Annotated in this window: 29 protein-coding genes; 18 read left to right on the top strand and 11 right to left on the bottom strand. The window is 46.9% G+C overall.

Features of this window, described 5'->3' with window-relative positions:
- The first annotated feature begins 38 nt into the window (after positions 1–38).
- The 7 genes from serS (at position 39) to EXM22_RS10610 (ending at position 7324) form a co-directional block, all read left to right on the top strand.
- A complete protein-coding gene (serS, locus tag EXM22_RS10640) occupies positions 39–1316 on the top strand; it encodes a serine--tRNA ligase (protein ID WP_149486499.1) in 1278 nt (425 codons plus the stop codon).
- A gap of 115 nt (positions 1317–1431) precedes the next feature.
- Complete coding sequence (locus tag EXM22_RS10635) at positions 1432–2502, top strand: N-acetylneuraminate synthase family protein (RefSeq protein WP_149486498.1); 1071 nt, start codon at positions 1432–1434, stop codon at positions 2500–2502.
- A 41-nt stretch (positions 2503–2543) separates the two neighbouring features.
- Positions 2544–4445: a phosphohexomutase domain-containing protein gene (locus EXM22_RS10630; RefSeq protein WP_149486497.1), complete on the top strand. Its 1902-nt coding sequence runs from the start codon at positions 2544–2546 to the stop codon at positions 4443–4445.
- Positions 4442–5080 carry an HAD-IA family hydrolase gene (locus EXM22_RS10625; RefSeq protein WP_149486496.1) on the top strand — a complete coding sequence of 213 codons (639 nt, stop codon included), beginning with the start codon at positions 4442–4444 and terminating at the stop codon, positions 5078–5080. Before EXM22_RS10630 ends, EXM22_RS10625 begins: the two co-directional genes overlap by 4 nt.
- A 28-nt stretch (positions 5081–5108) precedes the next feature.
- On the top strand, positions 5109–6038 hold the full coding sequence (locus tag EXM22_RS10620) for an Hsp33 family molecular chaperone HslO (RefSeq protein WP_149486495.1): 930 nt from the start codon (positions 5109–5111) through the stop codon (positions 6036–6038).
- 87 nt (positions 6039–6125) lie between these two features.
- Complete coding sequence (locus EXM22_RS10615) at positions 6126–6857, top strand: S1C family serine protease (protein ID WP_149486494.1); 732 nt, start codon at positions 6126–6128, stop codon at positions 6855–6857.
- Entirely contained in the window at positions 6854–7324 is a 471-nt protein-coding gene (locus EXM22_RS10610) for a S1C family serine protease (RefSeq protein ID WP_168203459.1), read from the top strand. Before EXM22_RS10615 ends, EXM22_RS10610 begins: the two co-directional genes overlap by 4 nt.
- Positions 7325–7330: 6 nt before the next feature.
- Here EXM22_RS10610 and EXM22_RS10605 read toward each other — a convergent pair whose 3' ends face one another.
- Positions 7331–8746 carry a ShlB/FhaC/HecB family hemolysin secretion/activation protein gene (locus EXM22_RS10605; RefSeq protein WP_149486492.1) on the bottom strand — a complete coding sequence of 472 codons (1416 nt, stop codon included), beginning with the start codon at positions 8744–8746 and terminating at the stop codon, positions 7331–7333.
- A gap of 25 nt (positions 8747–8771) precedes the next feature.
- On the opposite strand from EXM22_RS10605, the gene lipB reads away from it, so the two are divergent.
- Both lipB and lipA read left to right on the top strand, forming a co-directional pair.
- The gene (gene lipB, locus EXM22_RS10600; protein WP_149486491.1) at positions 8772–9425 is read left to right on the top strand and encodes a lipoyl(octanoyl) transferase LipB; all 654 of its coding nucleotides are present in this window, start codon (positions 8772–8774) and stop codon (positions 9423–9425) included.
- Positions 9415–10299, top strand: a complete 885-nt coding sequence (gene lipA, locus EXM22_RS10595; protein ID WP_149486490.1) for a lipoyl synthase — start codon at positions 9415–9417, stop codon at positions 10297–10299. The genes lipB and lipA overlap by 11 nt, the downstream gene beginning before the upstream one ends.
- 23 nt (positions 10300–10322) lie before the next feature.
- Here the strand turns inward: lipA and pspF are convergent, their stop codons facing one another.
- Positions 10323–11360, bottom strand: coding sequence for a phage shock protein operon transcriptional activator (gene pspF, locus EXM22_RS10590; protein ID WP_149486489.1), 1038 nt, complete (start codon positions 11358–11360; stop codon positions 10323–10325).
- 185 nt (positions 11361–11545) lie between these two features.
- Here pspF and EXM22_RS10585 point away from each other — a divergent pair, with 185 nt between their 5' ends.
- From EXM22_RS10585 to EXM22_RS10575, 3 genes are read left to right on the top strand one after another with little or no spacing between them, the layout of a single operon-like run.
- Positions 11546–12223 (top strand): PspA/IM30 family protein, encoded by a 678-nt coding sequence (locus EXM22_RS10585; RefSeq protein WP_168203458.1) that lies wholly within the window; start codon positions 11546–11548, stop codon positions 12221–12223.
- A 3-nt stretch (positions 12224–12226) separates the two neighbouring features.
- Positions 12227–12454 (top strand): hypothetical protein, encoded by a 228-nt coding sequence (locus EXM22_RS10580; RefSeq protein ID WP_149486487.1) that lies wholly within the window; start codon positions 12227–12229, stop codon positions 12452–12454.
- Positions 12455–12500: 46 nt separating this feature from the next.
- The gene (locus EXM22_RS10575) at positions 12501–12845 is read left to right on the top strand and encodes a PspC domain-containing protein (RefSeq protein WP_149486486.1); all 345 of its coding nucleotides are present in this window, start codon (positions 12501–12503) and stop codon (positions 12843–12845) included.
- 66 nt (positions 12846–12911) lie between these two features.
- Here the strand turns inward: EXM22_RS10575 and EXM22_RS10570 are convergent, their stop codons facing one another.
- Positions 12912–13691, bottom strand: coding sequence for an IclR family transcriptional regulator (locus tag EXM22_RS10570; protein ID WP_149486485.1), 780 nt, complete (start codon positions 13689–13691; stop codon positions 12912–12914).
- A 159-nt stretch (positions 13692–13850) separates the two neighbouring features.
- Between EXM22_RS10570 and arfB the strand changes: the two genes are divergently transcribed.
- Complete coding sequence (arfB, locus tag EXM22_RS10565) at positions 13851–14273, top strand: alternative ribosome rescue aminoacyl-tRNA hydrolase ArfB (RefSeq protein WP_149486484.1); 423 nt, start codon at positions 13851–13853, stop codon at positions 14271–14273.
- Between the two features lie 35 nt (positions 14274–14308).
- Here arfB and EXM22_RS10560 read toward each other — a convergent pair whose 3' ends face one another.
- A complete protein-coding gene (locus EXM22_RS10560) occupies positions 14309–14788 on the bottom strand; it encodes a hypothetical protein (RefSeq protein ID WP_149486483.1) in 480 nt (159 codons plus the stop codon).
- 108 nt (positions 14789–14896) lie between these two features.
- The gene (locus EXM22_RS10555) at positions 14897–15640 is read right to left on the bottom strand and encodes a metallophosphoesterase family protein (RefSeq protein WP_149486482.1); all 744 of its coding nucleotides are present in this window, start codon (positions 15638–15640) and stop codon (positions 14897–14899) included.
- 209 nt (positions 15641–15849) lie between these two features.
- Between EXM22_RS10555 and EXM22_RS10550 the strand changes: the two genes are divergently transcribed.
- The gene (locus EXM22_RS10550) at positions 15850–16662 is read left to right on the top strand and encodes a ZIP family metal transporter (protein WP_149486481.1); all 813 of its coding nucleotides are present in this window, start codon (positions 15850–15852) and stop codon (positions 16660–16662) included.
- On the opposite strand, the gene EXM22_RS10545 is transcribed toward EXM22_RS10550, so the two are convergent.
- Complete coding sequence (locus tag EXM22_RS10545) at positions 16659–17339, bottom strand: pentapeptide repeat-containing protein (RefSeq protein WP_149486480.1); 681 nt, start codon at positions 17337–17339, stop codon at positions 16659–16661. The genes EXM22_RS10550 and EXM22_RS10545 overlap by 4 nt on opposite strands.
- 256 nt (positions 17340–17595) lie before the next feature.
- On the opposite strand from EXM22_RS10545, the gene EXM22_RS10540 reads away from it, so the two are divergent.
- A complete protein-coding gene (locus EXM22_RS10540) occupies positions 17596–18189 on the top strand; it encodes an FKBP-type peptidyl-prolyl cis-trans isomerase (protein ID WP_149486479.1) in 594 nt (197 codons plus the stop codon).
- Positions 18190–18265: 76 nt separating this feature from the next.
- Here EXM22_RS10540 and EXM22_RS10535 read toward each other — a convergent pair whose 3' ends face one another.
- Both EXM22_RS10535 and ilvD read right to left on the bottom strand, forming a co-directional pair.
- Positions 18266–18526 carry a TM1266 family iron-only hydrogenase system putative regulator gene (locus EXM22_RS10535; protein ID WP_149486478.1) on the bottom strand — a complete coding sequence of 87 codons (261 nt, stop codon included), beginning with the start codon at positions 18524–18526 and terminating at the stop codon, positions 18266–18268.
- Entirely contained in the window at positions 18526–20373 is a 1848-nt protein-coding gene (gene ilvD / locus EXM22_RS10530) for a dihydroxy-acid dehydratase (protein WP_149486477.1), read from the bottom strand. Before ilvD ends, EXM22_RS10535 begins: the two co-directional genes overlap by 1 nt.
- 200 nt (positions 20374–20573) lie before the next feature.
- Here ilvD and EXM22_RS10525 point away from each other — a divergent pair, with 200 nt between their 5' ends.
- Positions 20574–21038 (top strand): methylglyoxal synthase, encoded by a 465-nt coding sequence (locus EXM22_RS10525; protein ID WP_149486476.1) that lies wholly within the window; start codon positions 20574–20576, stop codon positions 21036–21038.
- Positions 21039–21725, top strand: a complete 687-nt coding sequence (locus EXM22_RS10520) for a Crp/Fnr family transcriptional regulator (RefSeq protein WP_149486475.1) — start codon at positions 21039–21041, stop codon at positions 21723–21725. It begins immediately after the preceding gene.
- 45 nt (positions 21726–21770) lie between these two features.
- On the opposite strand, the gene hcp is transcribed toward EXM22_RS10520, so the two are convergent.
- Complete coding sequence (gene hcp, locus EXM22_RS10515) at positions 21771–23411, bottom strand: hydroxylamine reductase (RefSeq protein WP_149486474.1); 1641 nt, start codon at positions 23409–23411, stop codon at positions 21771–21773.
- Positions 23412–23648: 237 nt separating this feature from the next.
- On the opposite strand from hcp, the gene EXM22_RS10510 reads away from it, so the two are divergent.
- Positions 23649–24485, top strand: coding sequence for a histidinol-phosphatase (locus EXM22_RS10510; RefSeq protein ID WP_149486473.1), 837 nt, complete (start codon positions 23649–23651; stop codon positions 24483–24485).
- A 27-nt stretch (positions 24486–24512) separates the two neighbouring features.
- Here EXM22_RS10510 and purU read toward each other — a convergent pair whose 3' ends face one another.
- A complete protein-coding gene (gene purU / locus EXM22_RS10505; RefSeq protein ID WP_149486472.1) occupies positions 24513–25367 on the bottom strand; it encodes a formyltetrahydrofolate deformylase in 855 nt (284 codons plus the stop codon).
- 122 nt (positions 25368–25489) lie between these two features.
- Complete coding sequence (gene murD, locus EXM22_RS10500) at positions 25490–26854, bottom strand: UDP-N-acetylmuramoyl-L-alanine--D-glutamate ligase (protein WP_149486471.1); 1365 nt, start codon at positions 26852–26854, stop codon at positions 25490–25492.
- Positions 26855–26888: the final 34 nt, after the last annotated feature.

Here is a 26888-nt window from a genome sequence, read left to right as displayed (position 1 = left end):
TTGATCAATAAATTCCAATCTGATACTATCACCATACTATGCTGGATTTTAAATTTATCAAAGACAATCTGGACGCAGTCCGGGAAAACATCAAAAATCGTAATGTTACGGCTTCCCCTGAAAAAGTTGTTGAGCTGTATGATCAGCGGAATCTAGTCCTTCAGGAGCTAGAAGACCTCAGGCGTCAGAGAAATGAAAATGCCTCGAAGATGAAAGGGAAGCTTGACCCTGAAGTCCGGCAGGGGCTCATAGATGAGGGAAAAGCTCTCAAGGATCAGATCTCCCAAGTAGAAGTCCGAATGGACAGTCTCCTGAAAGAGTTGCAGCAAGCTGCTGTTCTGATTCCCAATATGGCCCATCCTGATGCCCCTGTGGGTAAGGAAGATAAGGACAATCTCGAAATATTGAGAAGCGGGACAGTTCCGGAATTTTCCTTCAAGGCAAAAGATCATGTCCAACTGGCAGAAGCCATGGACCTTGTTGATTTTGAAAACGCCACCCGTGTGTCGGGATCTAAATTCTACTACCTAAAAAATGAAGCGGTTTTACTGGAACTGGCTTTAACCCGCTACGCCCTGGATGTCCTGCAGAAGCATGGATTTATTCTGACAATAACCCCGGATATTGCCCGGGAGGAGATTGTAGAAGGCATAGGGTTTAACCCAAGAGGTGAAGAATCTAATATTTATACACTGGAAGGAACCGGAACCTGTCTTGTGGGGACCGCTGAGATTACTCTGGGTGGATACTATGCCGGTCAGATTGTAGACCTGTCTAACGGACCCATCCTGATGGCAGGTGTGTCACACTGTTTTAGAAGAGAGGCCGGAGCCTCCGGTCAGTATTCCAAAGGACTCTATAGGGTTCATCAGTTTACCAAGATTGAGATGTTTGCCTATTGCAAGCCCGGAGAGTCTGATGCTCTTTTAATGAAGCTGCGATCCATCGAAGAAGAAATATTTAACGGTCTGGAAATTCCTTTCCGGATTGTCGATACCTGCACGGGAGATCTGGGCGGACCGGCTTATAGGAAGTTTGACTTAGAAGCCTGGATGCCAGGCAGGGGTGATGAGGGAGACTGGGGCGAAGTGACCAGTACCTCAAATTGTACAGATTATCAGTCCAGACGACTGGGGATCAGGTACAAGGACGAAGAGGGGAAAAACCACCTTGTTCATACCCTCAACGGCACGGCCATCGCCATTTCTCGCGGGATCATTGCCATAATGGAAAATTTTCAGCAGGAAGACGGTTCTATTCGCATCCCAGAGAAATTGGTGCCTTACACCGGATTTTCTGAAATTCGGCGCTCATAGAAAGAGGTCGGCCTTGCAATCAATTGGTGTGACCCTGTGAATCTGATCCTCCGGCTTACGGATTCTCGATGTATCCGGCGCCGGCCGATTTTGAAGGGGATGGGGAGTCGGGAGATTGAAAATCATTGCAGAAATTGGAACTGCTCACCGGGGGTCCCTTTCAAAAGCAGAGCAGCTGATCCGGGAAGCCGCCCGCTGTGGTGCGGATACCGCTAAATTTCAGATTGTCTTTGCCAGGGAGATTCTGCACCCACTTACCGGTTCTGTTCCTCTCCCCGGGGGAGCAACACCGCTTTTTGAGGTCTTTAAGGCCCTGGAACAGGACCTCTCTTTCTATCAAGCTCTTAAAGAGATCACAGAATCAGAAAATCTGGAATTCCTGGCCACCCCATTCGGGCTTGAAAGTGCTTCTCTTTTAAAATCTTTACAGCCCGATTCCGTCAAAATTGCCTCTCCGGAGCTCAATTATACGGATTTACTCATGGAAGTCGCCTCCTGGAAACTGCCTGTGATTCTTTCCTCAGGAGTTTGTGAGCTTGATGATATAAAAGAGGCTGTTGGATTCTTTAGTAAAGATCAACTGACTCTTCTACATTGTGTCACAGCCTATCCGGCTCCAGAAGAGGATTACAATCTCTCTCTGCTGCCTGTTTTACGTCAACAGCTGGACTTGCCCATAGGCGTGTCTGATCACTCCATGCACCCTTCTTTGGTGCCTTGTGTGGCCTCCTCCTACGGTGCTGTCATGATAGAGAAACACTTCACCCTATCCAGGGAAGAAGATGGGCTGGACGATCCTATCGCCCTGGAGCCAGAAGACTTCAAACAAATGGCCGGGAGGCTGCATGATCTGGAGTACCTGAGCAGTGCCGAGGATGTGAGAAAGCAACTGAACAAGTGGTTCTCCCCTCAGGAGATCCTGGCGGTCAGCGGATCCGGGATTAAGGAGTTGGCTCCGTCGGAGGCTCCGAATTATGGAAGAACCAACCGGAGCATCCATGCCCTGACAGATCTGAAGGCCGGTACGGTGTTGACCGAAGAAAACAGTTGCGTTGTTAGAACAGAAAAAGTGCTGACCCCGGGAATGCATCCCCGGTATTACAGGGAAATCCTGGGGCGTAGAGTCGTGAGAGACATCTCCTCAGGAGAAGGGATTCTTAAAACGGATATTACCCCTTCGCCTTGAGAGAACCATTTATCAGCCTGGTAAAATAATGAGGAGTCTATATGTCAGTCATAGTGGATAAAAATACAGGATTTGTCTTGGGAGACCCCGCATGCAAACCCTTTGATGGAAGCGATGTGAACATGGAGAATCTTGAGAAAGCTCTGGCTACCATGATCCTTTCTGCTTCTGGCTGGAGGAAAGTTTTTGCATTTGATGGTGATGAGGAGAGCCGGGGAGAGGAATTGACTCCCTCTGATAAACTCCTGGCGGCGGCCATGGCGGAGGCCTATGTTGATTTTCTCCTTCCTCGTGGAGGACGCTCTACTCCTGTTGTCGTTCTGGGCCTGGATGCCCGCTTCACAGGTCCCGCCCTGGCGGATGTGATGATCCGGGTCCTTATCAGCCGCGGTATCAGTCTCCGGTATCTGTTCATTGCGGCGGCTCCTGAATTGATGAGTTATACAGGAAAGAGTGCAGACTGTGATGGTTTCATCTATATTTCAGCCAGTCATAATCCCATCGGTCATAACGGAGTTAAATTCGGTTTGACCACTGGAGGGGTCCTCTCAGGTGCTCAGGCTACAGAATTGATTGGGATATATCAGAATCTCCTCAAAGACCGGACGGCCCTGAATCTTCTTGTTCAGAGGGTGAATAATGTGGACCCTTCGAAGGTGGAAGAGGTCTATTCAAGGGTGTCCCATTGGAAACATGAGTCCTATGAGTCCTATAAGTCCTTCTCACGACGTGTCATCAGCGGGCTGGAAAATCTCGCGGAGCAAGACATGTTTTTTGATGCCTTGAAAAAGGGTATTTCCAGTTCTCCTGTGGCTCTCGTGGCCGAACTGAACGGCAGTGCCCGAACACTGACTGTGGATAAGGATTTTCTGGAGGATCTTGGGATCGGGGTCCGGCTGGTCAATGGTGTACCCCGTCAGATCGCCCATAGAATTGTGCCTGAGGGAGAGTCTCTGGATCAGTGCCGCAGTGTTTTAGAAGAGGAAGCCGCTCTTAATCCTGCCTTTCAGCTGGGCTATGTTCCCGATAATGACGGAGACCGGGGGAATCTGGTTTACTGCAGTCCCAAAGAGGGCAAGGCTCATATTCTGGAGGCCCAGGAGGTTTTTGCCCTGTCTGTTCTGTCCGAGCTGGCCTACCTCTATTGGAGCGAAAAAATGACAGAGAAGACCGCCGTTGCCATCAACGGTCCCACCTCCGGGAGGATCGAGGATATCGCTGAAGCTTTTGGTTGTTCTGTTTTCAGGGCGGAAGTGGGTGAGGCCAATGTTGTCAATCTTGCTTCTTCTAAACGGGAAGAAGGCTGGCAGGTCCGCATTCTGGGAGAGGGATCAAACGGGGGGAATATCACCTGGCCTGCCGCCGTCAGAGATCCTCTGAATACTCTGGGAGCCCTCTTAAAACTCTTAGCTCTCCGCAGTTCTGCCGGTCGAGCAGGCCTCTTTGAAATCTGGTGTCATTTGTCCAATCAAAGCAACCTTTACCGTGAGGATTTTGATTTGAAGGATGTCATCGATTCCTTGCCCGTGTACACGACCACCAGTGCCTTCGAAGAGCGGGCCATCTTAAAAATCAGAACTATGGACCATGCTCTCCTCAAAGAAAAATACGAAGAAGTCTTCCTCAAGGAGTGGGAGCTCAAGAAAAATGAGCTTTATGACCGTTTTGGGATTGTCTCCTGGGAGGAGTGGAATCAGGAAGGAACCTCTTCTCTCCAGGGGATGGGGCGATCCTTTCGAAGCGGAGGACATACGGGGGGGCTGACCATCCGATTCCTAGATTCTCAAGGGGAAGTGCAGGGGTTTATTTGGATGAGAGGTAGCGGGACAGAACCGGTGTTCCGTGTTTTAGCCGACTGGAAAGGAGATAACCCCGATGCTGAATCGGCCCTTTTGAACTGGCATAAGGCGATGATTGCCCAGGCCGACGGAGCCTGCGGATGAAAAACACGGTCCTAACGACAGTTCTCTTTGATGTGGATAATACCCTCTACGATGCTCATTGCGGTGTAGAAAGTGCTATGAACAGCAGAATCAATGAATTCGTTTCAGATTATCTGGGAATCAGCAGGAATGAGGTCGTTGAGAAGAGGAAACAGTCGATTCCTGAGTACGGTACGACACTGCGTTGGCTTCAGGTCTGCCATGGTCTGGAAGAGAGTTCTGCCTATATGGAATATGTGCATCCCAAGAATATCGATTCTTATCTCCAAGAGAATCCGGCTCTGAGGAAGATGTTGGAAAAAATGCCCTACCGTCTTGAAATTTTGACCAATGGACCCGAGTTTCATGCCCGGAGAGTGTTGAAGGCCCTTGGCGTTAATGATCTTTTTCCTCACCTCTATGCTCTAGAGTGGCTGGGGTTCGAGGGAAAACCCTATACGGCGGCCTATGAGAAGGTTTTGGCCCATATGGGTGAAAAAGCATCTTCAGTTCTGTTTCTGGATGATAAGGAAATTAATCTGGAGGCCTTTTCCCGCTTGGGAGGACATGGCTTATTGGTCGGACCTGATAAAGGTTCCGGGAAATTCCCGTGGATTCGGGATATACTTGATTTAGAAAAGATGCTGCCCGCTTGATGCGGGTAGTCATAAAGAGGCAAATACTATGATTAAACAACCCATTCCGGGAGATGACAAAAAAGCGATGTTGATAGCCCGGTCCAGAGACAGGCGTTATCACTTTGTTATGGCGGGAGGCGCCGTTAGGGGCGTTCTCATACATGGGAGCCGGATGCTCCGTGAAATGCAGTTGAACCATAATCTGGGTGTATTGGAAAGTATCATACTCGGACAGGCCTATCTGGGGTCCGCCCTGATTGCATCGGGGCTCAAGGAAGATGGATTGATCCAGTTGAAAGTGGAGTGCGGCGGCCCCTTGAGAGGGCTCTCGGTCGAAGCTGATTCGCACGGAACTGTGCGGGGATTTCTCATGGAAAACCCTATCCCCCTGGAGAAGGTTCCCGAGACTCTGGACACATCCTTCCTTTTCGGTCCGGGGTTCTTGTCTGTCACCCGTTTCTCAGGGGAGCTAAAAAATGCTTTTACGGGACAGGTTGAGTTAAAAACCGGCCGGCTGGGGGAAGATCTGGCATACTATTACAAAGAATCAGAACAGATTCAGACCGTCTTTAATCTCAGTGTTCATCTGGAGAAAAACGGAGATCTTTCCGGCGGAGCGGCCTTGTTCCTCCAGGCCATGCCAGGAGCGGATGAGCAAGTACTGGAGATGGTTCAGGATGCCGCCCTTGAAATCCCCTCATTGAGCCGCGTTTTCACCGCCGAAAGGGATGCCGGTGAATTTCTGAATGCCTATCTCTCGGATTTTCAGCCGGATATCCTGGATGAGAAAAGAGTTGAGTTTATGTGCGGCTGCAGTAAGCCGCGATTTGAAAAATTTCTGGCAAACCTCTCCCCATCAGAGCAGGATGAGATTCTTGAAAACGGACCATTTCCTGTGCTGACGACCTGTCATAACTGCAATACTTCTTATGATTTCAGCAGAAATGAGTTAGCCTCTTTATTTAAACGGGGGTAAAAAAGATACCATCCAGCCCGGCTCTGCCTCTATAATGGAGGGGAGCGGTATTCTTTTAATGCCTTCAATTTCCGGTAGGATGTATTTATGAAAATCAGATCAACAATCCTCTCTTTGACCCTCTTTCCTCTTCTGTTCATACTTGGGTCCTGTATTTCCCTGGAAAGCAGTTATGAAGGCAGCGATGCGGTTTCTTCTGCTTCCTGGAGTGATCCCGACCTAGGGTCGGATTTTGAAGAACCACCTCTGCCGGCCATCCGGGAAGAGGGGCTCACTCATCAGGAAATAAACAGCATGAGAGTCTACAGAGACAATATCCGGGCGATTGTCAATGTGACCACAGTCAACTTGTATCAGTCCCGTTTTGCGGGAACCTACTCTCAAGAAGGAAGTGGGTCGGGTGTCATTGTATCGGAAAACGGGTATATTCTCACCAATAAGCATGTCATTGCCAATGCAGATTTTGTTGTTGTCACTCTTTATGACGGAACGACATACCAGGCAAAAACCGTAGGGAGTGATGCAGAGAATGATCTGGCGGTCATTAAATTCGAACCCCTGGGAAGATCTCTTCAAACAATTCAGGCAGGCAGTGCAAAAGATCTTCAGGTAGGACAGCAGGTCTTGGCTCTGGGAAATCCATTCGGCTTGGAAGGAACCCTGACAACGGGGATCGTCTCCGGGATCAACAGGCCTCTTCAATCGGCTGACGGATTTCTTTTAAAAGGCATGATTCAAACAGATGCGGCCATCAATCCGGGGAATTCCGGGGGGGCTCTCCTCAATTCCCGGGGGAGTTGGTCGGCATCAACACGATGATTATCAGCCCAGGAGGCAATGGAAGTGTGGGGATCGGTTTTGCCATACCAGTGGAAACGGCGCTGAGAATTATACCGGAGCTCATCAAAAACGGCCGGGTCAACAGAGGATGGATTGAGATCGAAGCCCTGTCTTTGACACCGAGCTTGGCTCGGCAACTCAATATTGCCTTTATACAGCCCGGGATTCTGGTTACTTCAGTGCTTCCTAAGGGAAACGCAGAACAGGCGGGCCTGTTGGGGGGTGATCAGAGGCGGAGTATCGGTTTGGGACTGAACAGCATCGCCGTTGGAGGCGATATTATTACAAAGATCAATGGAACCGAGATTAAAAATGTTTTGGATTACTTCAGTGTTCTTGAAGGTTCACACCCGGGAGAAAAATATGAAATTGAGTATCTGAGGGCGGGTAAAGTAGAATCAACCAAGATTGTCCTTTCAGAAAGGCCGGCACAGTTTCAGTTCTGATCTATCCTAGAAGAAAAGGGATGTGGACAAGAGTATTTCGTAGCGGTCTGAAGGAGTTCCGGGTCCAAAAAGGTCGTATCCCAGGGTCAGACGCAGGTTTACAGAGGATATATTTTCGGGAAAGAAGACTAAGTCTCCCCCCAGGCTCAGGCGCATGTCTCTGCTGGGAGACAATTCCTTAGACGAAGGATGTACGAGTCCAAAATCTATGAAAGGCTGTATCTGTGTTTCCATGACCCCTTTCCATTTCAAGAGGCTGATGGGGAGGGTGTTATTTACAAAGAATCCCCAGTCTCCGGAGAGGTTAAAGTCTGGTACGCCACGCATGTATTCACCCAATGAAAACAATTCATCGTTATAAGTGGAGAAGGCGGTTATCCTGTTGCCGTAGGACAGGCGGGAATTGAATATGGTAAACCATCTGTTTGTGAGGTACAGAGCTCCTTTGAAACCCTGAGTGGGGACGATTCTGGTTTTTATTTCTCCCTCATAATGATTTCCAGACTGGAAATTCCCCATCCAGTCGACTCTGTCCTGTCCTCCTTTTTGATAAATTCCAAAAGACTGTGGTTCTTTAATGAATGTGGATGTTCCGCTCTCCAATCTATCCTGATAGTTATATGTGAACTCGAGGGCCGGTCCCAGTTCATAAAAATATCCATTGCCCAAATCGAAGGTTCCTGTGAGGAAAAAGTCTGTTTTGTAGAAAGAGTAGTGATTCGTATATTCTGTACCGTCTTTTTCAATGATTCGGGCATATGCCTGATTCCAGGAGAATGTATAGTTTATGCCACGGTAATATATATTTGAAAAATTGGATTCAATATTCCAGTAGTTGATATCCACAGCGTAATCATCAAAATGCTGATCGATGCCGAAATCGCCATCAATGTCAAATTCGACAAGAGATCCCAACACATTTGCATAGTTGATCTTCCATTTCAGTGATAAGTTATCATTGGTGTCAAATGTGGGGACTATCAGGGGAAAGAGGGTCCATCCATCTTTGATAACTACTCTCATTTTGTAGCTTTTATTGTCGTTCGGAGATAGAGCATCATTTTCGAGGGGGATAAGCTCTGATTCCACCTTTTCGAATACTCTTAAATTCAATAAGTCCTGGACCACTCTGTCTGCAAAATCATCCATGGATGCAAAGTCGGTAAAATTAAGCTCTTCTGGTAAATCAAGGTAGTTTTCCAGGGCGGACTCTCTAGTTCTACCATCAATGTCATACTGAATCTCATTGAGGAAGTAATCTCCCTTCATTTCCTGAGCATACAGTAGGGCTGAATTGAAAATCAGGAAAGGGAGGATAACAAGTTTGGCAAGGCTTTTTTCCATCCATAAATAATATTTCGCCAGAGACATAAAGTAAAGGACTGATTTGTTCTCTCCATGATTCCGGGGGCTTTCCCTCATCAATCTCTCCCTATAGAATGGGACTATGAAACTGAACGTAATTGTACCGGGATTGGTTCCCTATGAAGAAGCTCTTCAATGGCAGTATGACCTCGTGGAAAAGCGGCGGAACGGGCTTATTGACGATACACTCATTCTCTTGGAACATCCCCCTGTTTTGACAACCGGGCGGAGGCAACAAGACCATAATATTCTCATTGATCCAGCGTCAAAAAATATTCCAGTGATCAAAACAAATCGGGGGGGAGAGGTGACCTACCATGGACCAGGTCAGCTTGTGGGTTACCTGATTGTTGACCTTTCTTCTTTTTCCCGCCGGGTGAAGCAGTTTGTTTACAATTTGGAAGATGTTTTTGTACGCTATCTTAACCATGAATTCGCTATCCAGGCAGAACGTCATGATAAACATAGAGGAGTCTGGGTCGGAGAGGATAAGATCACAGCCATCGGATTGGCCATAGAGAGAGAAATTACCATGCATGGCTTCGCCTTTAATATCAATACGGACCTTGATCCTTTTCAATGGATTATTCCCTGCGGTATTCAGGATAAGGGAGTCACCTCTCTGGAAAAGCTAACGGGAAAGACTCAGGATATGAACCTGGTCATTCCTGCAATAGCAGAGATTTACAAAGAAATATACGGATACGAATCAATGGAGATCATCCATGGAAAATAAACAAAGAGAATCACCCGTTCTTAGGAAACCGGATTGGCTGAAAATTCCCATTCGCAGGGGAAATAATCTGGCCTATGTGGAAGATCTCCTCAAGGATTCCACCTTGAATACTGTGTGTCAAGAAGCCAACTGTCCCAATCGAATGGAGTGTTACAGCAATAAAACCGCTACATTCATGATTTTGGGTAGTGTCTGTACCAGGGGTTGCCGGTTTTGTAACGTTCATGGGGGGAAACCACAGTGTGTTGATAATGAAGAACCGGTGAAACTGGCTGAAGCGGTTCATGCCCTTGGGCTTAAATTTGCTGTGGTGACATCCGTTACCAGGGATGACCTTGAGGATGGAGGTGCGTCCCATTTTGCCAAGGTCATCCGTGAAGTTCACGCTTTGGAGCCAAGAGTCGGCATTGAAGTCCTAATTCCAGACTTTCAGGGGAATAAGGATGCTCTGATAACTGTGTTGGATGCTCAACCGGAAATCTTGAACCACAATGTGGAAACAGTCCCTTCGCTTTATTCCCTTGTCCGCCCCGAAGCCGACTATCAGCAGTCTCTTCAGCTTCTGTCCCGGGTAAAACAGATCGATGACAGCATCTACACAAAATCCGGTATGATGCTTGGATTGGGAGAGACTGAAGAGGAAATTTTCGTCGTTCTGGAAGATTTGAGAAGGGCGAATGTTGATTTTCTGACAATGGGCCAATATCTGGCACCCTCTAAAGAACATCTGAGGGTCAAGAAATATATCAGCCCCGATACCTTTGACCGGTATAGGGACACAGCCTTAAATATGGGCTTTAAGGGAGCCGCCTGTGCTCCATTTGTACGAAGTTCCTACAATGCGGCCTCCATGCTGGAGGCTCTCAAGGCGTAACAGTCCTTATATACTCGGGAAGCTCATCCATTTTCTTTTTCCAGTGAGGATTGGTATTTTTTATACAAACCTCGGAACTGGTCATAGGTCAGACCCAGGGCTTCCGCTGCTTTCTTCTGGCTGTATCTGTTCTCTTCCAAAGCTCTGCGTATGAAGTGTAGCTCCAGTTCTAAAATATACTCTCTGAATTGATTGAGGGGGATTTCCTTCTCAGCTAAGAGGCGGGGATCTTTGCATGAGTCCTCTGACTCTTGTTTCAGTTCCGGGTTCATATCTGGAAGGTAGGGATTATTGAAGGGATTCAGATTCAATTCTTCGATCAGAGAGCCTTCCGTCTTATAAACTGCCCTTTCAACGGTATTTTTCAACTCCCGAATGTTTCCAGGCCATGAGTATTCTCTCATCTTCTGTATCAATTCCGGTGAGAACTCCGGAATTTCCGGTTTCCCCATCTCCCGGGCCATTCGCATAGCAAAATGCCCAGCCAGTAGGTCTATATCGGTGCTGCGGTAGCGAAGGGGAGGAAGGTAGAGGACTTCGAATGAGAGGCGGTCTAAAAGATCTTCCTTGAATTTTCCTTCTTTGCAGAGGGTGGGAAGATCTGCATTGGTGGCAGCGATGATTCTGACATCGACTTCCATTTCTGTGGAACTCCCAACACGGCTGAAACGGCCGTATTCTACTGTTCTGAGGATCTTTTCCTGAACTTCCATGGGCACCAGTCCTATTTCATCCAGAAAGAGAGTCCCCTTGTGAGCCTCTTCAAACCGTCCCTTGCGCATTTTGCCGGCTCCTGTAAAGGCTCCTGATTCATGGCCAAAGAGTTCTGATTCCAGGAGGGAAGGGGGTAGGGCGGCACAATTGACGGGAATATAGGGGTCTTTCCATCTTCCAGACAGAAAATGAAGCCTTGTGGCTGCCAGTTCCTTCCCCGTTCCTCTTTCTCCCACGAGGAGTACGGGTCTGTCCACCCTGGCTGCCATACTCAGATTTTGCTGAAAGTCCATAAACTCACTGGATTCGCCTAAGGCATCTGCTGATGGATTATAATCTCTGTTCATAGGCCTATTATACTGATTATAGGTAAAAATTGCCAATATTATATTGTGGTATCCTTTAAAACTCCGATTTAGGCTCAATTTTAAGACTTGGCATAAACCTTGCATTAGTATTTGTAAGACTAATTTAAAAGAAGTTGTTCTTTCTTTGGGAATCGAAATCGGAAAGGATGACACAGGAGGACAATATGAGTATTTTTTCTAGGTTCAGGGATATCGTGAACTCAAACATCAATGATATTCTGGACAAGGTGGAAGATCCTGAAAAAATGATACGCTTGATGATCCAGGAGATGGAAGATACTTTGGTAGAATTGAAGTCTTCCTGTGCTGGAAAAATGGCATCCAAGGCGGAGATCAACAGGGAAAAAGAGTATCTTGAAAAGACTCTGGAACGTTGGGACGGCAGAGCCAGGCTGGCCATTGAAAAGAACCGGGAGGATCTGGCCAGGGAAGCCCTACTGGAAAAGAAGAATAGTCAGAATCAGATTGATTTATTGGCCAAGGATCTGGATCACTTTACGACCTTAATAGATGAGTGCAAATCCAACATCCTCCAACTTGAGCAAAAGCTGGAAGAGGTAAGACAAAAACATAAACTCCTCATTCAAAGAGGACGTCATGCTGCAGAAACGAAACAGGCACGTACAGTGCTGCGGCAGGCTGATGGCACCCAGGCATTTCAGCGATTCAACGATCTTGAGAAGAAGGTTGAACGGATGGAAGCCGAAGCCGAAATGTCGGGCTTTGGAATCTCCGGTTCTAGAGACAGTTCCATAGAACATGAATTTGATAAGCTGGAATCTGAAACCGAGATTGATGAAGAGCTGGCAGCCTTGAAAAAGTCTATGAAGGGGAAAGAGTAGATCATGCAGGCTGTTTGGATCGTCGCTGTCGCCGTGGGAATCCCGGTGATCAGCGGTACTATTATCCGTCTTATGAAACTTTACTATGTCAACAAAGAAAAAGAGCGGGAAATCAGACGCAGGGATGAATCAGAATCTCTGGATGATATCAGCTCTGGCATGAAAGAACTCAAGAGGAGGGTGGAAAATTTAGAAACCATCCTCCTGGATTTAGAAAATAGAACATACTGATCATTCCTAGGAAGATGGATCGGTGTTGTTATTACAGGAGATTGAAATGATGGCTTATTCAGCACATAAACTGCAGCGTTCCCGAAGGGGAAAGATCTTTGGAATCTGTCAGGGAATTGCCGACTGGCGAGATCTGCCCGTCGAGTATATTCGTATTTTTTTGATCCTTGCCTTTCTCTTTACAGGCTTTTTCCCTGTGGGAATCCTCTATTTTCTTGCAGCCCTATTCCTGCCTTTGGAACCGGATGTGAGGGGAGATGATAACCAGAGAAGACAGGATAATATCCGGCGGGATTTTTCTGATTTGAAAGAACGGGTGAAGAATATGGAAAGCCGCGTATTTGACAAGGAACGGGATTGGGAAGACAGGTTTCGAAGAGAGAAGAAGTAGATGGTTCATAATCAGAACAACCGGTACTTTCACCCGGATTGCCGGTATTTCTGATTAGAAATCAGTTTAACCGCGGTCTATATACCCTAAGTCGTCTGATATGCGTCCAGCTCCTTCCTTGACCTTTACAGCTAGTTTTTTAAGCTTTTCCTTTGTCATTCTCACCGAAGGACCGGAAATGCTCACGGCACCGCAGACGATTCCTCTATTATCGAAGATGGGGGCGGCAACACAGCGGACTCCCTGTTCGTTCTCTTCCATATCAAATCCCCAACCACACTTCCTAATTTCGAGGAGTCTCTGCTCCAGATCTACAGCATCCTTGACGGAATTTTCGGTTCTGGGAGTCCAGTCGGCGTGTTTGAGCATCTCTTCCTTTTCATCTGCCGACAGGTAAGCCAATATGACCTTTCCAACTCCCGTGCAGACCGCCGGAGCAAAGCGTCCCTGTGCGGAACCCATGGCCACTCTGAGAGCCAGAGGAGACTCTATTTTATCGAGGTAGAAGACCTGGTGGTTCTCCATGGAGGCCAGGTGAATTGTCTCTTTTGAGTATTCAGCCAATTCTTCCATTACGGCAAGAGATGCCTTGTGGATATCCAGCCGGTTTAAAACCTGAACACCCACCTGGAAGAGTTTAAGGGTGAGGGTATATTTTTCATTGGTCTTGTTTTGCCTCACATAACCAAGAGACGCCAGTGTGTTCAGAAATCTGTAGACTGTGCTCTTATTGCCATCCACTGCTTCTGCGAGTTCGGTGACCCCCACTTCTTCTTGTTCTGATAGAGTTTCCAGGAGTTTAATCGTTTTTAAAACGGAGAGAACAGGGTCGACAGTCTTCATCATGAGTGTATTCTACCTTGATGCAGTCAAGCTTGTATACATAAACTGAAATAGAATTAAATCTTGTTTTAAAAAAAGTCATCATCCCCTCTCTTCGGTGGAATGAAGATGGTTTCTGATGCACTTGATCTGTCTTAGCTAAGGTTATAACCTTTTCTGCATATGAAGCGTTCAGATTTAGTTTACATGCTTGAAGCAAAGGGCCAGTTCTCATTCTCCCGTTCCAGTGGACCCGGTGGTCAGAATGTGAACAAGGTGAACACAAAGGTCCTTTTGACTGTGTCCCTAAAAGAGTTGGAGGGATTTCAGGAGTGGGAAATCTTGAAAATTCGGGAAAAGTTAGCCTCACGCTTAAACAGCCGAGATGAACTCTATGTGCAGTTGCAGGAAGAACGGTCGCAGATTATGAACCGGGAAAAAGCTGTAGAAAAAATGGCTGACTTAATCATGGAATCCCTGATCATTCCAAAGAAAAGAAGAAAAACCGGGCCTTCCAGAGCGGCCAGGCAAAAAAGAATGGATGGAAAGAAAAAACTGAGTCACAAGAAAAAGAACAGGGGCCGAGTCTCATCCGCCGAACAGTAGTCGGCCCCTCTTAATGATCTATGAAGACATTTTGATCAGTTTCCTGCGTTCATAAGCTGTTCTTTTAGATGGTTGTAGGATTTTCCGTTTGCTTCGATGGAAACAATATCCTCTCCTTCAGAAGTCATGACCAGGGTCTTCACATTTCCTCCGGTCAAAGTGACATCCATATTGAGATTGCCGGCTTCATTGACAAGTATTTTTCCAGTCATTTCGCTGAATCCAAATACAATGGGATCTTCTTCTGTTGTTTCCATCATTTCTGCCATGCTTTCTGTGAAGTCCTCAACTGGAAAATTCTCAAAATCCATCATGGCTGATCCGGTTTCCATATTCATATCCATTGTCACATTTGCAGGTGCTTCTCCAAACATGGAAGACATAAAAACAAGACCGAATACAGATAATACGGCTACAGTGGCCTGATAAACTTCTTCATCAGTGGGTGTTGCAGCAAACAAAGTTGCCGGTAAGAGTATGGACAGCATGAGGACTGTCAGTAAAGTTTTTTTCATTTGGTTTTCTCCTGGGATTCATCTTAGGATCATGCAGTAAAACACTTTCATCCACAAATCCTGTATAGAGTGTAGGACAAAAACTTCATAATATCCATATAAGGAGTTTTATTGGAGGTAATGGCAGCTTGTATTGACCAACTGTTGTGATTCTATTCTAATTTCTCTCCACCCCGGGCGTTGATCTTTGATGTGGTAGTCTTCTGAATCCGGATCGATCGAACCAAAGGTGGGAGGAGTTATAAAGACCTTCAAATCAGGAGTGCTGAGGGTTAGCTCTTTTTCAATATGGTAGTGTCCACAAAAAAGGATGAGAGACCGCTCTGTTTCTTTTAAATTTTTCTGAAAAAGTTCAGGAGTTTTGTAAGGGTATTTCTCATCCATGACTTTTACACCACAGGTACAGGGGGGATGGTGTTGAAACAGGAAGAGCTGATCCTCTTCTATTTCAATCTCTCTTTTGAGCCAGAGGAGTTGTTTCATGGTGAGCCTTTCTGAAGAGCTGTCCAGAAACATGAGTGACTGACCTTTCATGGCAACCGCCCCGGTTGTGATCACCTTGGCTGGAAGATTCTGCACATTAAAAACTTCCTGCATCATAAATGGGTCATCATGATTTCCAGGAGTCAGGAGGTAGGGAATCTCTGTTTCCTCCAGGATATTTTTAACCCATGCGTAGACTGTCCTGCTTCCCTCGGGGAAGCTGACATCTCCGGTGTGAATGATCAAATCCACTTCCCGGGTCTTGATCTCTTTCAATATCCTCAAGAACTGTTCTCTGGTGTTTATGCCATCTAGGGGCTGCTTCTCTTTGCTAATATGAGTATCTGTTATGTGGGCAATTCTCAACATCGGGGTTCTCCATGTTCTGTCAGGGGTCTATGAGAAGTCTGGTCATTATTTAGTTGTGGACCCAAGGGGCTGGTCAAAAAGACTATACAGATTCTACTCTAGACACTCCGATTCATCAATCGTAAGTTTTTTAATTGATTTGATTCAATTTGTTGCAGTGTCCAGAAAAATCGCTATGATTAAAAAACAAGATATGGAGGATTTTTTCGATGATTGAATGGATTTCCGGATTTCAACCGGTTCAACAAGCCTTAATAGGAACTCTGTTTACATATGCGGTAACAGCCTTGGGGGCTGCCATGGTGTTCTTTTTTAAGAATATCAGTAAAAAAGTACTTGATGGGATGCTCGGGTTTGCTGCGGGTGTGATGATTGCCGCCAGCTTCTGGTCACTCCTTGCTCCCTCCATAGATATGGCAGAGCAGATGGGTATGATCCCCTGGGTTCCTCCTGTGATCGGTTTTCTTGTGGGTGGAGCCTTTTTGAGACTGGTAGATAAGCTTCTGCCTCACCTTCACCTCAATGCCCCCATGTCGGAAGTCGAAGGTGTTAAAACCAGCTGGCATAAGAGTATTCTGTTGACCCTTGCTATTACTCTGCACAATATTCCTGAGGGTCTGGCGGTCGGTGTTGCTTTTGGTGCTGTGGCCGCGGGTATTCCCTCTGCTTCACTTGCCGGAGCTGTGGCTCTTGCCCTTGGAATTGGTATTCAGAATTTTCCAGAAGGTGCTGCGGTTTCCATTCCCCTCAGACGGGAGGGACTCTCCAGGACTAAATCGTTTATGTATGGACAGGCCTCTGGTATTGTAGAGCCCATTGCCGGTGTTTTAGGAGCCTTGCTTGTTCTCGTAATGCAGCCTGTTCTGCCCTATGCCTTGGCTTTTGCTGCGGGTGCTATGATTTTTGTAGTTGTTGAAGAGGCTATTCCAGAGTCCCAGAGTTCAGGCAATACAGATATTGCCACCCTGGGTGCCATGGTTGGCTTTGCCGTCATGATGACACTGGATGTCGCTCTGGGTTAATCGTCGTCGTCATCCCAACTGCTCAAACTCTGTTTGATGCCTAAGCGGCGAAGGCGTTTTTTCTTCTCTTCTTCTTCCTTGGCCTTTTCTTGTTTGAGGCGAAGCTGTTTCCTCTGCTGCTCTTCCTCCTTGGCTTTCATCCAGGGGGGAGCATTGGTGTCATCTGTTTTTGACACAATTTTAATTTTACCGGGCATCTTTGTGTTACTAATTATTGTTTTTGCCAGTCCTTCGGGCTTGACCTTGGCTCCCGTTAGAGATGCATCGGTCATATCTGCACCAGTCAGATCACTCTCTGTCAGATTTACCCGTCCCAGTCTTGCCTTGCTCAGGTTTGTCTTTTTCAAGGTGGCCCGGCTGAGGTCGGCGTCATTCAGGATGGCACCCCTTAAGTCGGCTCCTGTAAGATCGGCTCCGGACAATTGTGCGTGTTCAAGCTTGGCAAACCTCAGGTCTGTATTTGTCAGATTTGCCCCTGTCAGATTAGCCCGTGTTAGATTTATTTCCTTCAGTTCCAGGCCGGACAGGTTGATGCCCTTCAGGTTGGCCTTAAATTGAGGTCCATTGCTGGCATTGAATTTATTCCAAATAAGAATATTCTCTTCTTCAAGAGCTCTCTGGAGCATTTTTAGCTGACGTTCATTGCCTAGAAAATCAGGTTGTTCACCAAGTATCATAGGGGTCCTTCTCTCTTATATAAATACGGATTAAAAGAGTTTCATCTTAAAATCAACGGCTGATTGTATCGGAAGTGAGAGGGTAAAATCAACGTCATATCCCAATTAAACAGGATTATTCAGGAAAAAGAGGTCCGAAAGGGGTGTAAAACTTTTAATATGCGGAAGATTAATCTATAGTAGGAAGACATGTAAATAACAGGAGGATTTCGGCCTATAGGCCGGAGTCTTTTCTAAAAGATAAGGAAGAGATGATATGAGTGAAGTTCAGAACAGTATTACTGCCGATTTCGTACTGAGAAGACAGGATGGTTCTCTGGTAGACAGCTCCGAACACAGTGGAGCTTTAAACTATATTGAAGGCCTGGGAATGATGGTTCCCGGTATTGAAAAGGCTCTAAAAGGTCTGGAAGAGGGCAGTGAATTTGATGTCGTCCTCGATCCGGTCGATATGTATGGTCTAAAAGATGAGTCAAATGTTATGGAAGTTTCAGCCAAGGATTTTCATGGTTCTGCTACAGAACTGGAAGTCGGTACCATCATAGAAGCCCATACTCCTGAGGGAAACAAGCTGATGACAGTGCAGACCATCGAGGGAGACAAGATCATCCTGGATGCGAATCATCCCCTGGCTGGTGAACATATGAAATTCAGCGGGACTCTCAATAGTGTCCGTCCGGCAAGTGAAGAAGAGATCGCAGCACTGACAAAGAAAGGCTGTGGCTGTGGAGGCCATGGCGAGGGTGAAGGCTGCGGTTGTGGAGGCCATGGTGAGGGTGAAGGTGAAGGCTGTGGCTGCGGAGGTCATGGTGAGGGACAAAGTGAAGGCTGCGGCTGCGGAAATCATTAAAGTTTGATATTTAGCGGATTCCCCTCTCCTTTTTATACAGAGAGGGGGATTCCGATGGCAGTCCCCCTGTGGGGACTCAGGTCTGAGGTCTTTTCGTTAGACCCGATTTAACCGATACTCCTGCAATTCTACCCAGCTTCCCCGTCAATCCTCCCAGTTCATCCGTTGTGGATTGAACAATCAGGGTTATGACGGCAATCTTGTTTTCTTCCAGATGGGGTAGTCCCATCCTTCCCAAAATAATTTCTGAGTATTCTGACAGGATCTTCTGGACTTGCAGGGCATGCTCTTCCTTGTTTTCTATCGTAATTCCCACAAATCCAAAGCGTTTATCCATTAACTCTCTTCTCCGGGCAGTAGTCTTATGGCTCCCTTGTCGGCGGAGGATGCCATGAGGGCGTAGGCTTTCAGTGCCTGGGTGACCACCCTGTTTCGACCGACAGGGGTATAGGCATCTTTACCCTTTGATTCTTCCTCCCGTTTACGAGCTTCCATTTCTTCATCTGAGATGAGAACATTGATTGTTCGTTCCGGGATATCAATTTCAATAAGGTCACCATCACGGATCAGGGCTATCTCACCTCCCGCTGCGGCCTCGGGAGAGACATGGCCGATAGAAAGGCCGGACGTTCCTCCGGAGAAACGGCCATCAGTAATCAGAGCACACTCTTTGCCAAGATGCATGGACTTGAGGTAGGAGGTGGGATAGAGCATCTCCTGCATTCCCGGTCCTCCCTTGGGTCCTTCATATCGGATCACAACCACATCTCCTGCTACAATTTCAGCATCCAAAATGGCTTCGCAGGCGGCATCCTGGGAGAAGAAAACTTTTGCGGGACCAGTGAATTTGAATATGGAAGGATCAACACCTGCGGTCTTTACGATGCACCCGTCACGGGCAATATTACCCTTAAGCACACCAAGGCCGCCGTCTTTCGTATAGCAGTTGGCCCCATTCCGAATGCATCCCTCGGCTCTGTCTGTATCCAGTTCTTTGAAGTAGTTTTCCTGTCCACCCATGACCAGGCATTTTTTACGGCCTGGAGCAGATGTGTAGAATTTTTTGACCTCTTCGGAGACCATGGGGGACATGATGTCATAGTTGTTGAGAACGTCTTTAAGACTGGAACCGGCCACGTGGCCGGATTCTGTGTTCAATAGACCCATTCGATCCAATTCACCCAGAATCCCGATGATTCCTCCGGCTCTATGCACATCTTCTATGTGGTATTTGGGGGAGTTGGGGGAGACCTTGCTCAAACAGGGGACTTTTCTGGACAGAGCGTTGATGTCGTCCATGGTAAAGTGAATTCCTGCAGACCGGGCAATGGCCAATATGTGAAGGACTGTATTGGTAGATCCCCCCATGGCAATATCCAGGCTCATGGCATTTTTATAGGCATCCAGGGTGGCGATGGAACGGGGTAGGACTGAATCGTCCCCATCCTGATAGTAGGCATAGGTATTTTTTACCAATATGGCTGCGGCTTTTTTAAATAAGCCCAGGCGATTGACATGGGTTGCCAATATGGTTCCATTTCCAGGCAAACCCAGACCCAGAGCTTCGACAAGACAGTTCATAGAGTTGGCTGTAAACATTCCTGAACAGGAACCGCAGGTTGGACAGGCCAGTTGCTCCACAACTGAAACAACATCGTCAGTAACAGATGTGTCGGCCCCCATGACCATGGCATCCACAAGGTCCAGACCTTTGCCGTCGGACATCCGTCCCGCTTCCATGGGACCTCCCGATACAAAGACTGTAGGAATATTCAGTCTCATGGCAGCAATGAGCATTCCGGGTGTAATCTTGTCACAGTTGGATATGCAGATCATGGCATCTACCTTGTGAGCGTTGCACATGTATTCCACGCTGTCGGCGATGACCTCTCTGGAAGGAAGGGAATAGAGCATTCCATCGTGACCCATGGCAATTCCATCATCGATGGCAATCGTATTGAATTCGGCGGCAAAACAGCCAAGCTCTTCTATATACCCTTTGACTTTCTGTCCTATGTCATGGAGATGGGCATGGCCGGGTACAAACTGTGTGAATGAATTGACAACGGCAATCACAGGTTTGTCCATCTGTTCTTCTGTCATTCCGTTTGCCCGCCAGAGACTTCTGGCTCCTGCCATTCGGCGCCCGTCCTTGGTTTCTGAACTTCTCCATACTCCTGCCATATCTATTGCTCCTGTGTCTGATAATTTTATCGTTCTTTAATTGATTTAGTATAATCCGATTGCTCGTGAAATCAAGGTTGAATCCGGTGAAATATAAAGGACGGGTAGTTGCAATATGCGCAATATTTAAGATTCTATGGATTCATTCGTCCTGAAAGTTTAAACTGGTTATAATTATTTTAGAATTTAAGGATCGTAAATTGAAAAAGAAAACAATTGCTTTGGTCGCACACGATAACAGAAAAGAAGATCTTATCGAGTGGGTTGAATGGAACTATCAGATTCTCACTGAGCATAAGATGATATGTACGGGTACTACTGGCAAGCTGGTAGAAAAAGCCATCATGAAGAAGCTCGCTCTGGAAGGTGATCATGGTCTTGATATTACAAAGCTGAAGTCCGGACCTCTTGGGGGAGATCAGCAGCTGGGAGCCTTGATCTGTGACGGAAAAGTGGATGTCCTTATTTTCCTTTGGGACCCTATGCAGCCCCAGCCTCATGATGTTGATGTCAAAGCTCTGTTACGTATTTCTGTGCTCTACAATCTCCCCATAGCCAATAATAGGGCCACCGCCGACTATCTTATTTCATCTCCTTTGTTTGACGGACATGAATATGAACCTGTTGTGAAAGATTATTCATCCTATATCAACAGGATGGGGTAAATGACTCAGCAGGAACTTGTCGACTTGTCGGAAGTTTCACTTTTCAAGGACCTGGATATACTGGATCTGGATGCCTTCTTTAAGAAATACCCGCTCAGGATACAGCAGTTTGAGAATGACCAGCTGGTTGCTGAGCAGGGTGATCTGTATGAGGAATTGATTATCCTTATCCAGGGCCGGGTAACGGCCTCCATGACAGCGCCCAATGGAAAAGTTGTCCGACTTGAAACTCTGTCGGGACCCTGTGCTGCAGCCACGGCGGTCCTCTTCTCAAGCCAGAAATCTCTACCGGTGACCCTTCATGCCAACAATCTGTGCAGGATTGTGAGAATCCCTGAAAATATGATTGTGAAACTGATGCAGACCTATCCTTCTTTTCTTAGATCCTATTTGAGGGAGAATGGGGATAAACTCATATTCCTTTCAGAGAAGATCAGGCTCTTTCAGTTTAAGTCTTTGAAACAGAAAATCATCAGTCATCTTCTCATGCTCTCTGACAGACAGGGTAAGGACGATGTGGATATGGTGTATTCCCGGGAAGAATTGGCACAGCTGATGGGAGTAGCCCGGCCCAGCTTGAGCCGTGAGTTTTCCAATCTGGCAAACATCGGTCTCATCGAAGCCAGGGGAAAGAAGGTCCTCATACTAGATAGGCAGAAACTGCTGCGGGCCATGAGGGACGAATAAAAAAACGGCTCATCTTACTGAGCCGTTTTTTTATTGACTTGAATATCAGGCACCCATGAAGAGTTGGATGTCCTCTTCTACGGCACCGATTCCGGCTATGCCGAAGTTTTCAACCAGCACCTTAGCCACATTGGGGCTGAGGAAGGCAGGAAGAGTTGGTCCCAGGTGGATATCCTTAACACCCAAAGACAGAAGAGCCAGTAGAACAATCACAGCTTTCTGTTCATACCAGGCAATATTATAGCTGATGGGCAGGTCATTGATATCGTTCAGTTCAAATACTTCCTTGAGTTTCAAGGCAGTGACTGCCAGGGAGTAGGAGTCATTGCACTGACCGGCATCAAGTACCCGGGGAATGCCGCCGATGTCTCCAAGGGGCAGCTTGTTGTAACGGTATTTAGCACAGCCTGCGGTAAGGATGATCGTATCTTCGGGAAGCTGACGGGCAAATTCGGTATAGTAGTCCCGTCCCTTCATTCTTCCGTCACAGCCGGCCATAACAAAAAACCGTTTGATGGCGCCGGATTTTACGGCATCCACAACTTTATCGGCCAGTGCCAGGACTTGAGAGTGGGCAAATCCACCAACAATAGTTCCTGTCTCTATTTCTACAGGGGGGTCACATTTTTTGGCGGCTTCGATGACGGCAGAAAAGTCTTTGTCTCCATTTTCAAGTTTGGCATCAAGGAATTTCACACCAGGGTATCCTGCGGCACCAGTGGTGAACATTCTGTCAATATAACTGGCCTTGGGAGGGGTAATACAGTTGGTTGTCATCAGGATCGGACCATTGAATGATGCAAATTCCTTGTCTTGTTTCCACCAGGCGTTTCCATAGTTCCCTACAAAATGGCTGTACTTTTTAAAAGAGGGATAATAGTTGGCGGGAAGCATTTCGCTATGGGTATACACATCCACTCCAGTGCCTTCGGTCTGTTTTAAGAGACTTTCCATGTCTCTCAGATCATGACCGGAAATCAGGATTCCGGGGTTGCTGCCTGTTCCGATATTCACTTCTGTGATTTCTGGGTTGCCGTAGCTTTCGGTGTTGGCCTTGTCCAGAAGTGCCATGACTGAGACGCCATTGGCGCCTGTTTCAAGGGTCAGTCCAACAAGATCGTCTACAGTGAGGGAGTCATCCAGTGTGGAGTAGAGAGCCTTGTACATAAATTGAAGAACAGATTCATCCTGCTGTGCCAGATGATCCGCATGGTAGGCGTAGGCAGCCATACCCTTCAGACCGTATATGATCAGTTCTCTGAGAGATCTGATATCTTCGTTTTTTGTCAGCATGACTCCAACTTGTTCACCTTTTTCCTGCATTTTGGCAGCATCGAGTACTGTGAATGTTGCCGCGTCATGAAGTTTTGAGGGGACGAGGTCTCCCAGTTCACCCTTGAGCTTGTCTCTTAAGGCCAGGTCTTCAATGATTGTTTTTACAAATACGTCATTGTCAAAGTTGGCATTGGTGATGGTCATAAACAGACCGCGCATGATGGCCTGGTCTGCTTCGGGAAGAATCTTTCCCTGGAGTCTGGCGGGACCGGCCACCTGGGCGATTCCCTTGAGAGTGTAGATAAGAAGGTCTTGCAGTACTGCTGTTTCCGGTTCTTTTCCGCAAACACCTCTTATTTCGCACCCTGTTCCTTTGGCGGCTTCCTGACACTGAAAACAAAACATACTCATAACTAAACTCCTTAAAATCCCGAGCTCTCTGTGGAGATCCGGTTCTTCATAATTTCTTGTTCTTGGAATCACTATAGAGGGAGAGGATAAAGATATCGGTAACACATGTTACATAAAAGGTAATTAGGTGTAGAAATACCATAATAAGAAAAATGGCTACGCCACCCTTAACATGGAGCCTTAAGTTATTGCTTTTGCCACTGGCACATCTAATCTGAAGTATTTAGAATAAACACCATGAAAACCAACTACCACACACACTGTAATTTTTGCGATGGATTTGGCGATCCCGAAACAATCATCAAGACGGCGATAGATAAGGGAATAGATATTCTTGGATTCTCATCCCATTCTCCCATTGAGGGGGAAGATTGGACACTTGCAGCCGATGAAGTACCTGTATATGTCCAAAGGATACGGGAACTGGGGGAAAAGTATAAAGAATCCATCCTCATTCTTGCCGGGATGGAAATGGATTTTATAGCAACGAACTCCTGCTGGCCCATCAAGAGCTGGGGAGATCAGTCTCTGGATTATGTCATAGGTTCGGTGCATTGGCTGTATTCTCAAAAATTGGATAGGCTCATGTCTGTTGATGGTCCCGAAAAAGAGCTGTCCATGCTGATAGACAAAGGCTATGACGGGAATGCCCGGCAGATGGTGGAAGATTACTACCATAGCATAGCCCTTATGATTACTAGAGAGCACTTTGACTTTCTGGGACATTTGGATGTTGTTAAGAAAAGGAACAAGGCCCTCGGTTTTCTCAATGAAAAGGAGGATTGGTATCTGAAGAAAGTCATATCAGTTCTGGAGCTGCTCAGGAAAAAAGAAGTTCCCCTGGAAATTAACACAGGGGGAATCTCCAGAGGAGCCACAGAGGATTTATATCCATCCCAGCCTATTCTAAGAGAGTGCTGCAAGAGGAATATTCCTATTTTGATCAACAGTGATTCCCATAATCCTGACCATCTGGATAGCCACTTTGAAATGGCCAGGGATGCGGCAATGGATGCTGGATACAGGGAACAGATGATCCTTGATCTCGACGGATGGAAGAGTATTCCTCTTTAACTGAAGTTCAGGGTAAGGATTTGAGGATCAGTCAAAGACAATCGTCTTGTTTCCAAAAACCAGAACCTTGTGTTCCAGATGGAGTCTGACCCCCCTTGAGAGAACATTCTTCTCAAGGTTTCGTCCTTTCTCCACAAGGTCACTCACATTATCCCGGTGGTTCACCCTGGCCACATCCTGGGCAATGATTGGTCCCTGATCGAGGTCTTCGGTCACATAATGGCTCGTGGCTCCAATGAGTTTTACACCCCTTGAGAATGCCTGATGATAGGGTTTTGCCCCAACAAAGGCGGGAAGAAATGAGTGGTGGATATTGATGATTTTTCGGGGAAAGGCCTCTATGAAAGAACCCGAAAGGATCTGCATGTACCTTGCCAGAACCACCAGGTCAATTTTTTCTTTTCTGAGAAGGGCAATTTCCTGTTTTTCAACCTCAGTTTTCGTATCCTTCGTTACGGGAAAACAGTAAAAGGGGATATTGAAGTATTCGGCAATTGGCCGGCAGTCTTCGTGGTTGGATATGATCAGTTTGATTTCACCATTGTGCTCGCCAGCCCGGTTTTTTAGAATGAGTTCATATAGACAGTGGTCGTATTTGGAGACGAGTATGGCCATCTTGGCCTGCCGTGTGGAAAACTCTAGACGCCAGTCCATCTCAAATTTGATAGCGATGGGTTCAAAGGCGGATTCTATCTTTTTCTGGGGGATGGCAAAGTCTGTGAGGTCCCATTCCACCCTCATGAAGAACATACCAGATTCATCATAATGCTGATCGCAATTCAGGATATTTCCTTCATACATGGTAATGAAATGTGTTATCTCTGCAACAATACCTTTCCGGTCTTCACAGGATAAAAAGAGAATGGCTGATTGTTTCTTCATGTTTTCTCCGTTCAAATTCTAACTCGCAATCTGTTTTGAATCCTTTTTGATAACAGGGACACAGATCAATCTAAGAGCGTATTATAGAAAGTAATAAGGTTTTTGAACAGATCTGTCTATGGTCAGAAGGGGAGAGTCTTGGCCAGATCGCGGAAAAGGTTCCCTCTGTGAAACTCATTGATGAACATGCCAAAAGATGTCGCTCCGGGAGAGAGGAGGACCACATCTCCGGGCCTCGCCTGCCTGCGGGCCAGATCGAAGGCCGCTTCCAGTGTAGAAAAAGGCCCGTGAAAGGATTTTTCAGATTCAGTCAGGAGTTTTATTATTTTTTCTGAGGCGGTTCCCTCCAAGAGGTAGATCTGGTCAACACTGCAGAGCTGAGATGCTACCCCCTGGAAATTTAGTTCTTTGTCTGAACCGCCGCATATCAGGTGAAGAGGACTGGAGAAACTTTGGATTCCCGCGGCCATGGCTTCGGGGATCGTCGCTGTTGTGTCGTTGTAATACTCCACCCCACCTCGGGTTGCCACCAGTTCCAGTCTGTGGGGTACGCCCGGAAAATCCTTCAGAGAGGCGCGAATTGCTGCTGGATCCAATCCGAAGAGCCTGGCAGCTCCTGCTGCGATCAGGCAGTTCTGCCTGAAAAAGAATCCCGGCGTGTTTAGAGTCTCAGGCAGTAGTGATTCCTCTTTTTCATTTCTTTTAAAGATCCCCTCCTTCTGTTTCAGATACAGATGTGAACCTTCTTTTTCACTTGAGCTGTAGAACCAGGAGCGGGCCCGGCACTCCTTCGCGAAGGACCTGCCTCTCTCATCGTCTAGAAAAATAGCATCCTGAGTTTCTGTCTGTCCCTGGTAGATGACTCGCTTATCATCAACATAATCTTCAAAGGAGTCATATTTGTTCTGGTGATCGTTCATAATATTGGTGAGCACTGAGATTTGAGGATGCAGAAGATCTCTTCCCATTAGATCTCCCAACTGCCAGGAGGACAGTTCAAGTATGACGGGATCCTCTTTCTTAAGATCCTTGAGGAAGGAGAGGGGACTAACGGTGATATTTCCTCCCAGGGAACATCCCGGATACTTTGCCTTCAGGATGTGATGAAGGGCGGATACGACCGTAGATTTTCCCTTGCTTCCGGTGACGGCAATGATGGGATTGCTGCAGAGAGTCAGAAAAAGGGATAAATCCGTTTCTACCCTTTGGGCCGCCTTCAAGTAGGGAGAGGATGGGGGAACCGCAGGGTTTTTTATGACCATGTCGGCGTTTTCAAAGTCTTCCATCCTGTGTGTCTCCAGAACATAGTGAACATCCAGATCCTTCAGACTATCGAGGGATGGTTTGAGTATCTCCGCTGACCGGAGGTCGGTTGCTGTCACTCTGGCACCCTGTTCTGCCAGGTAGCGCACAGAAGCCACACCGCCGCCATTTAATCCCAGGCCCATAACTGTGACGTTCATATTTTTAAAATCATGTGACTTCATTTCAGTGCTCCTGCTGTGAATCTCCGCATATAAT

The organism is Oceanispirochaeta crateris, assembly GCF_008329965.1.
Lineage (GTDB): Bacteria > Spirochaetota > Spirochaetia > DSM-2461 > DSM-2461 > Oceanispirochaeta > Oceanispirochaeta crateris.
Note: the sequence above shows the minus strand (reverse complement) of the source record. Positions and strands in the feature narration are given on the sequence as shown.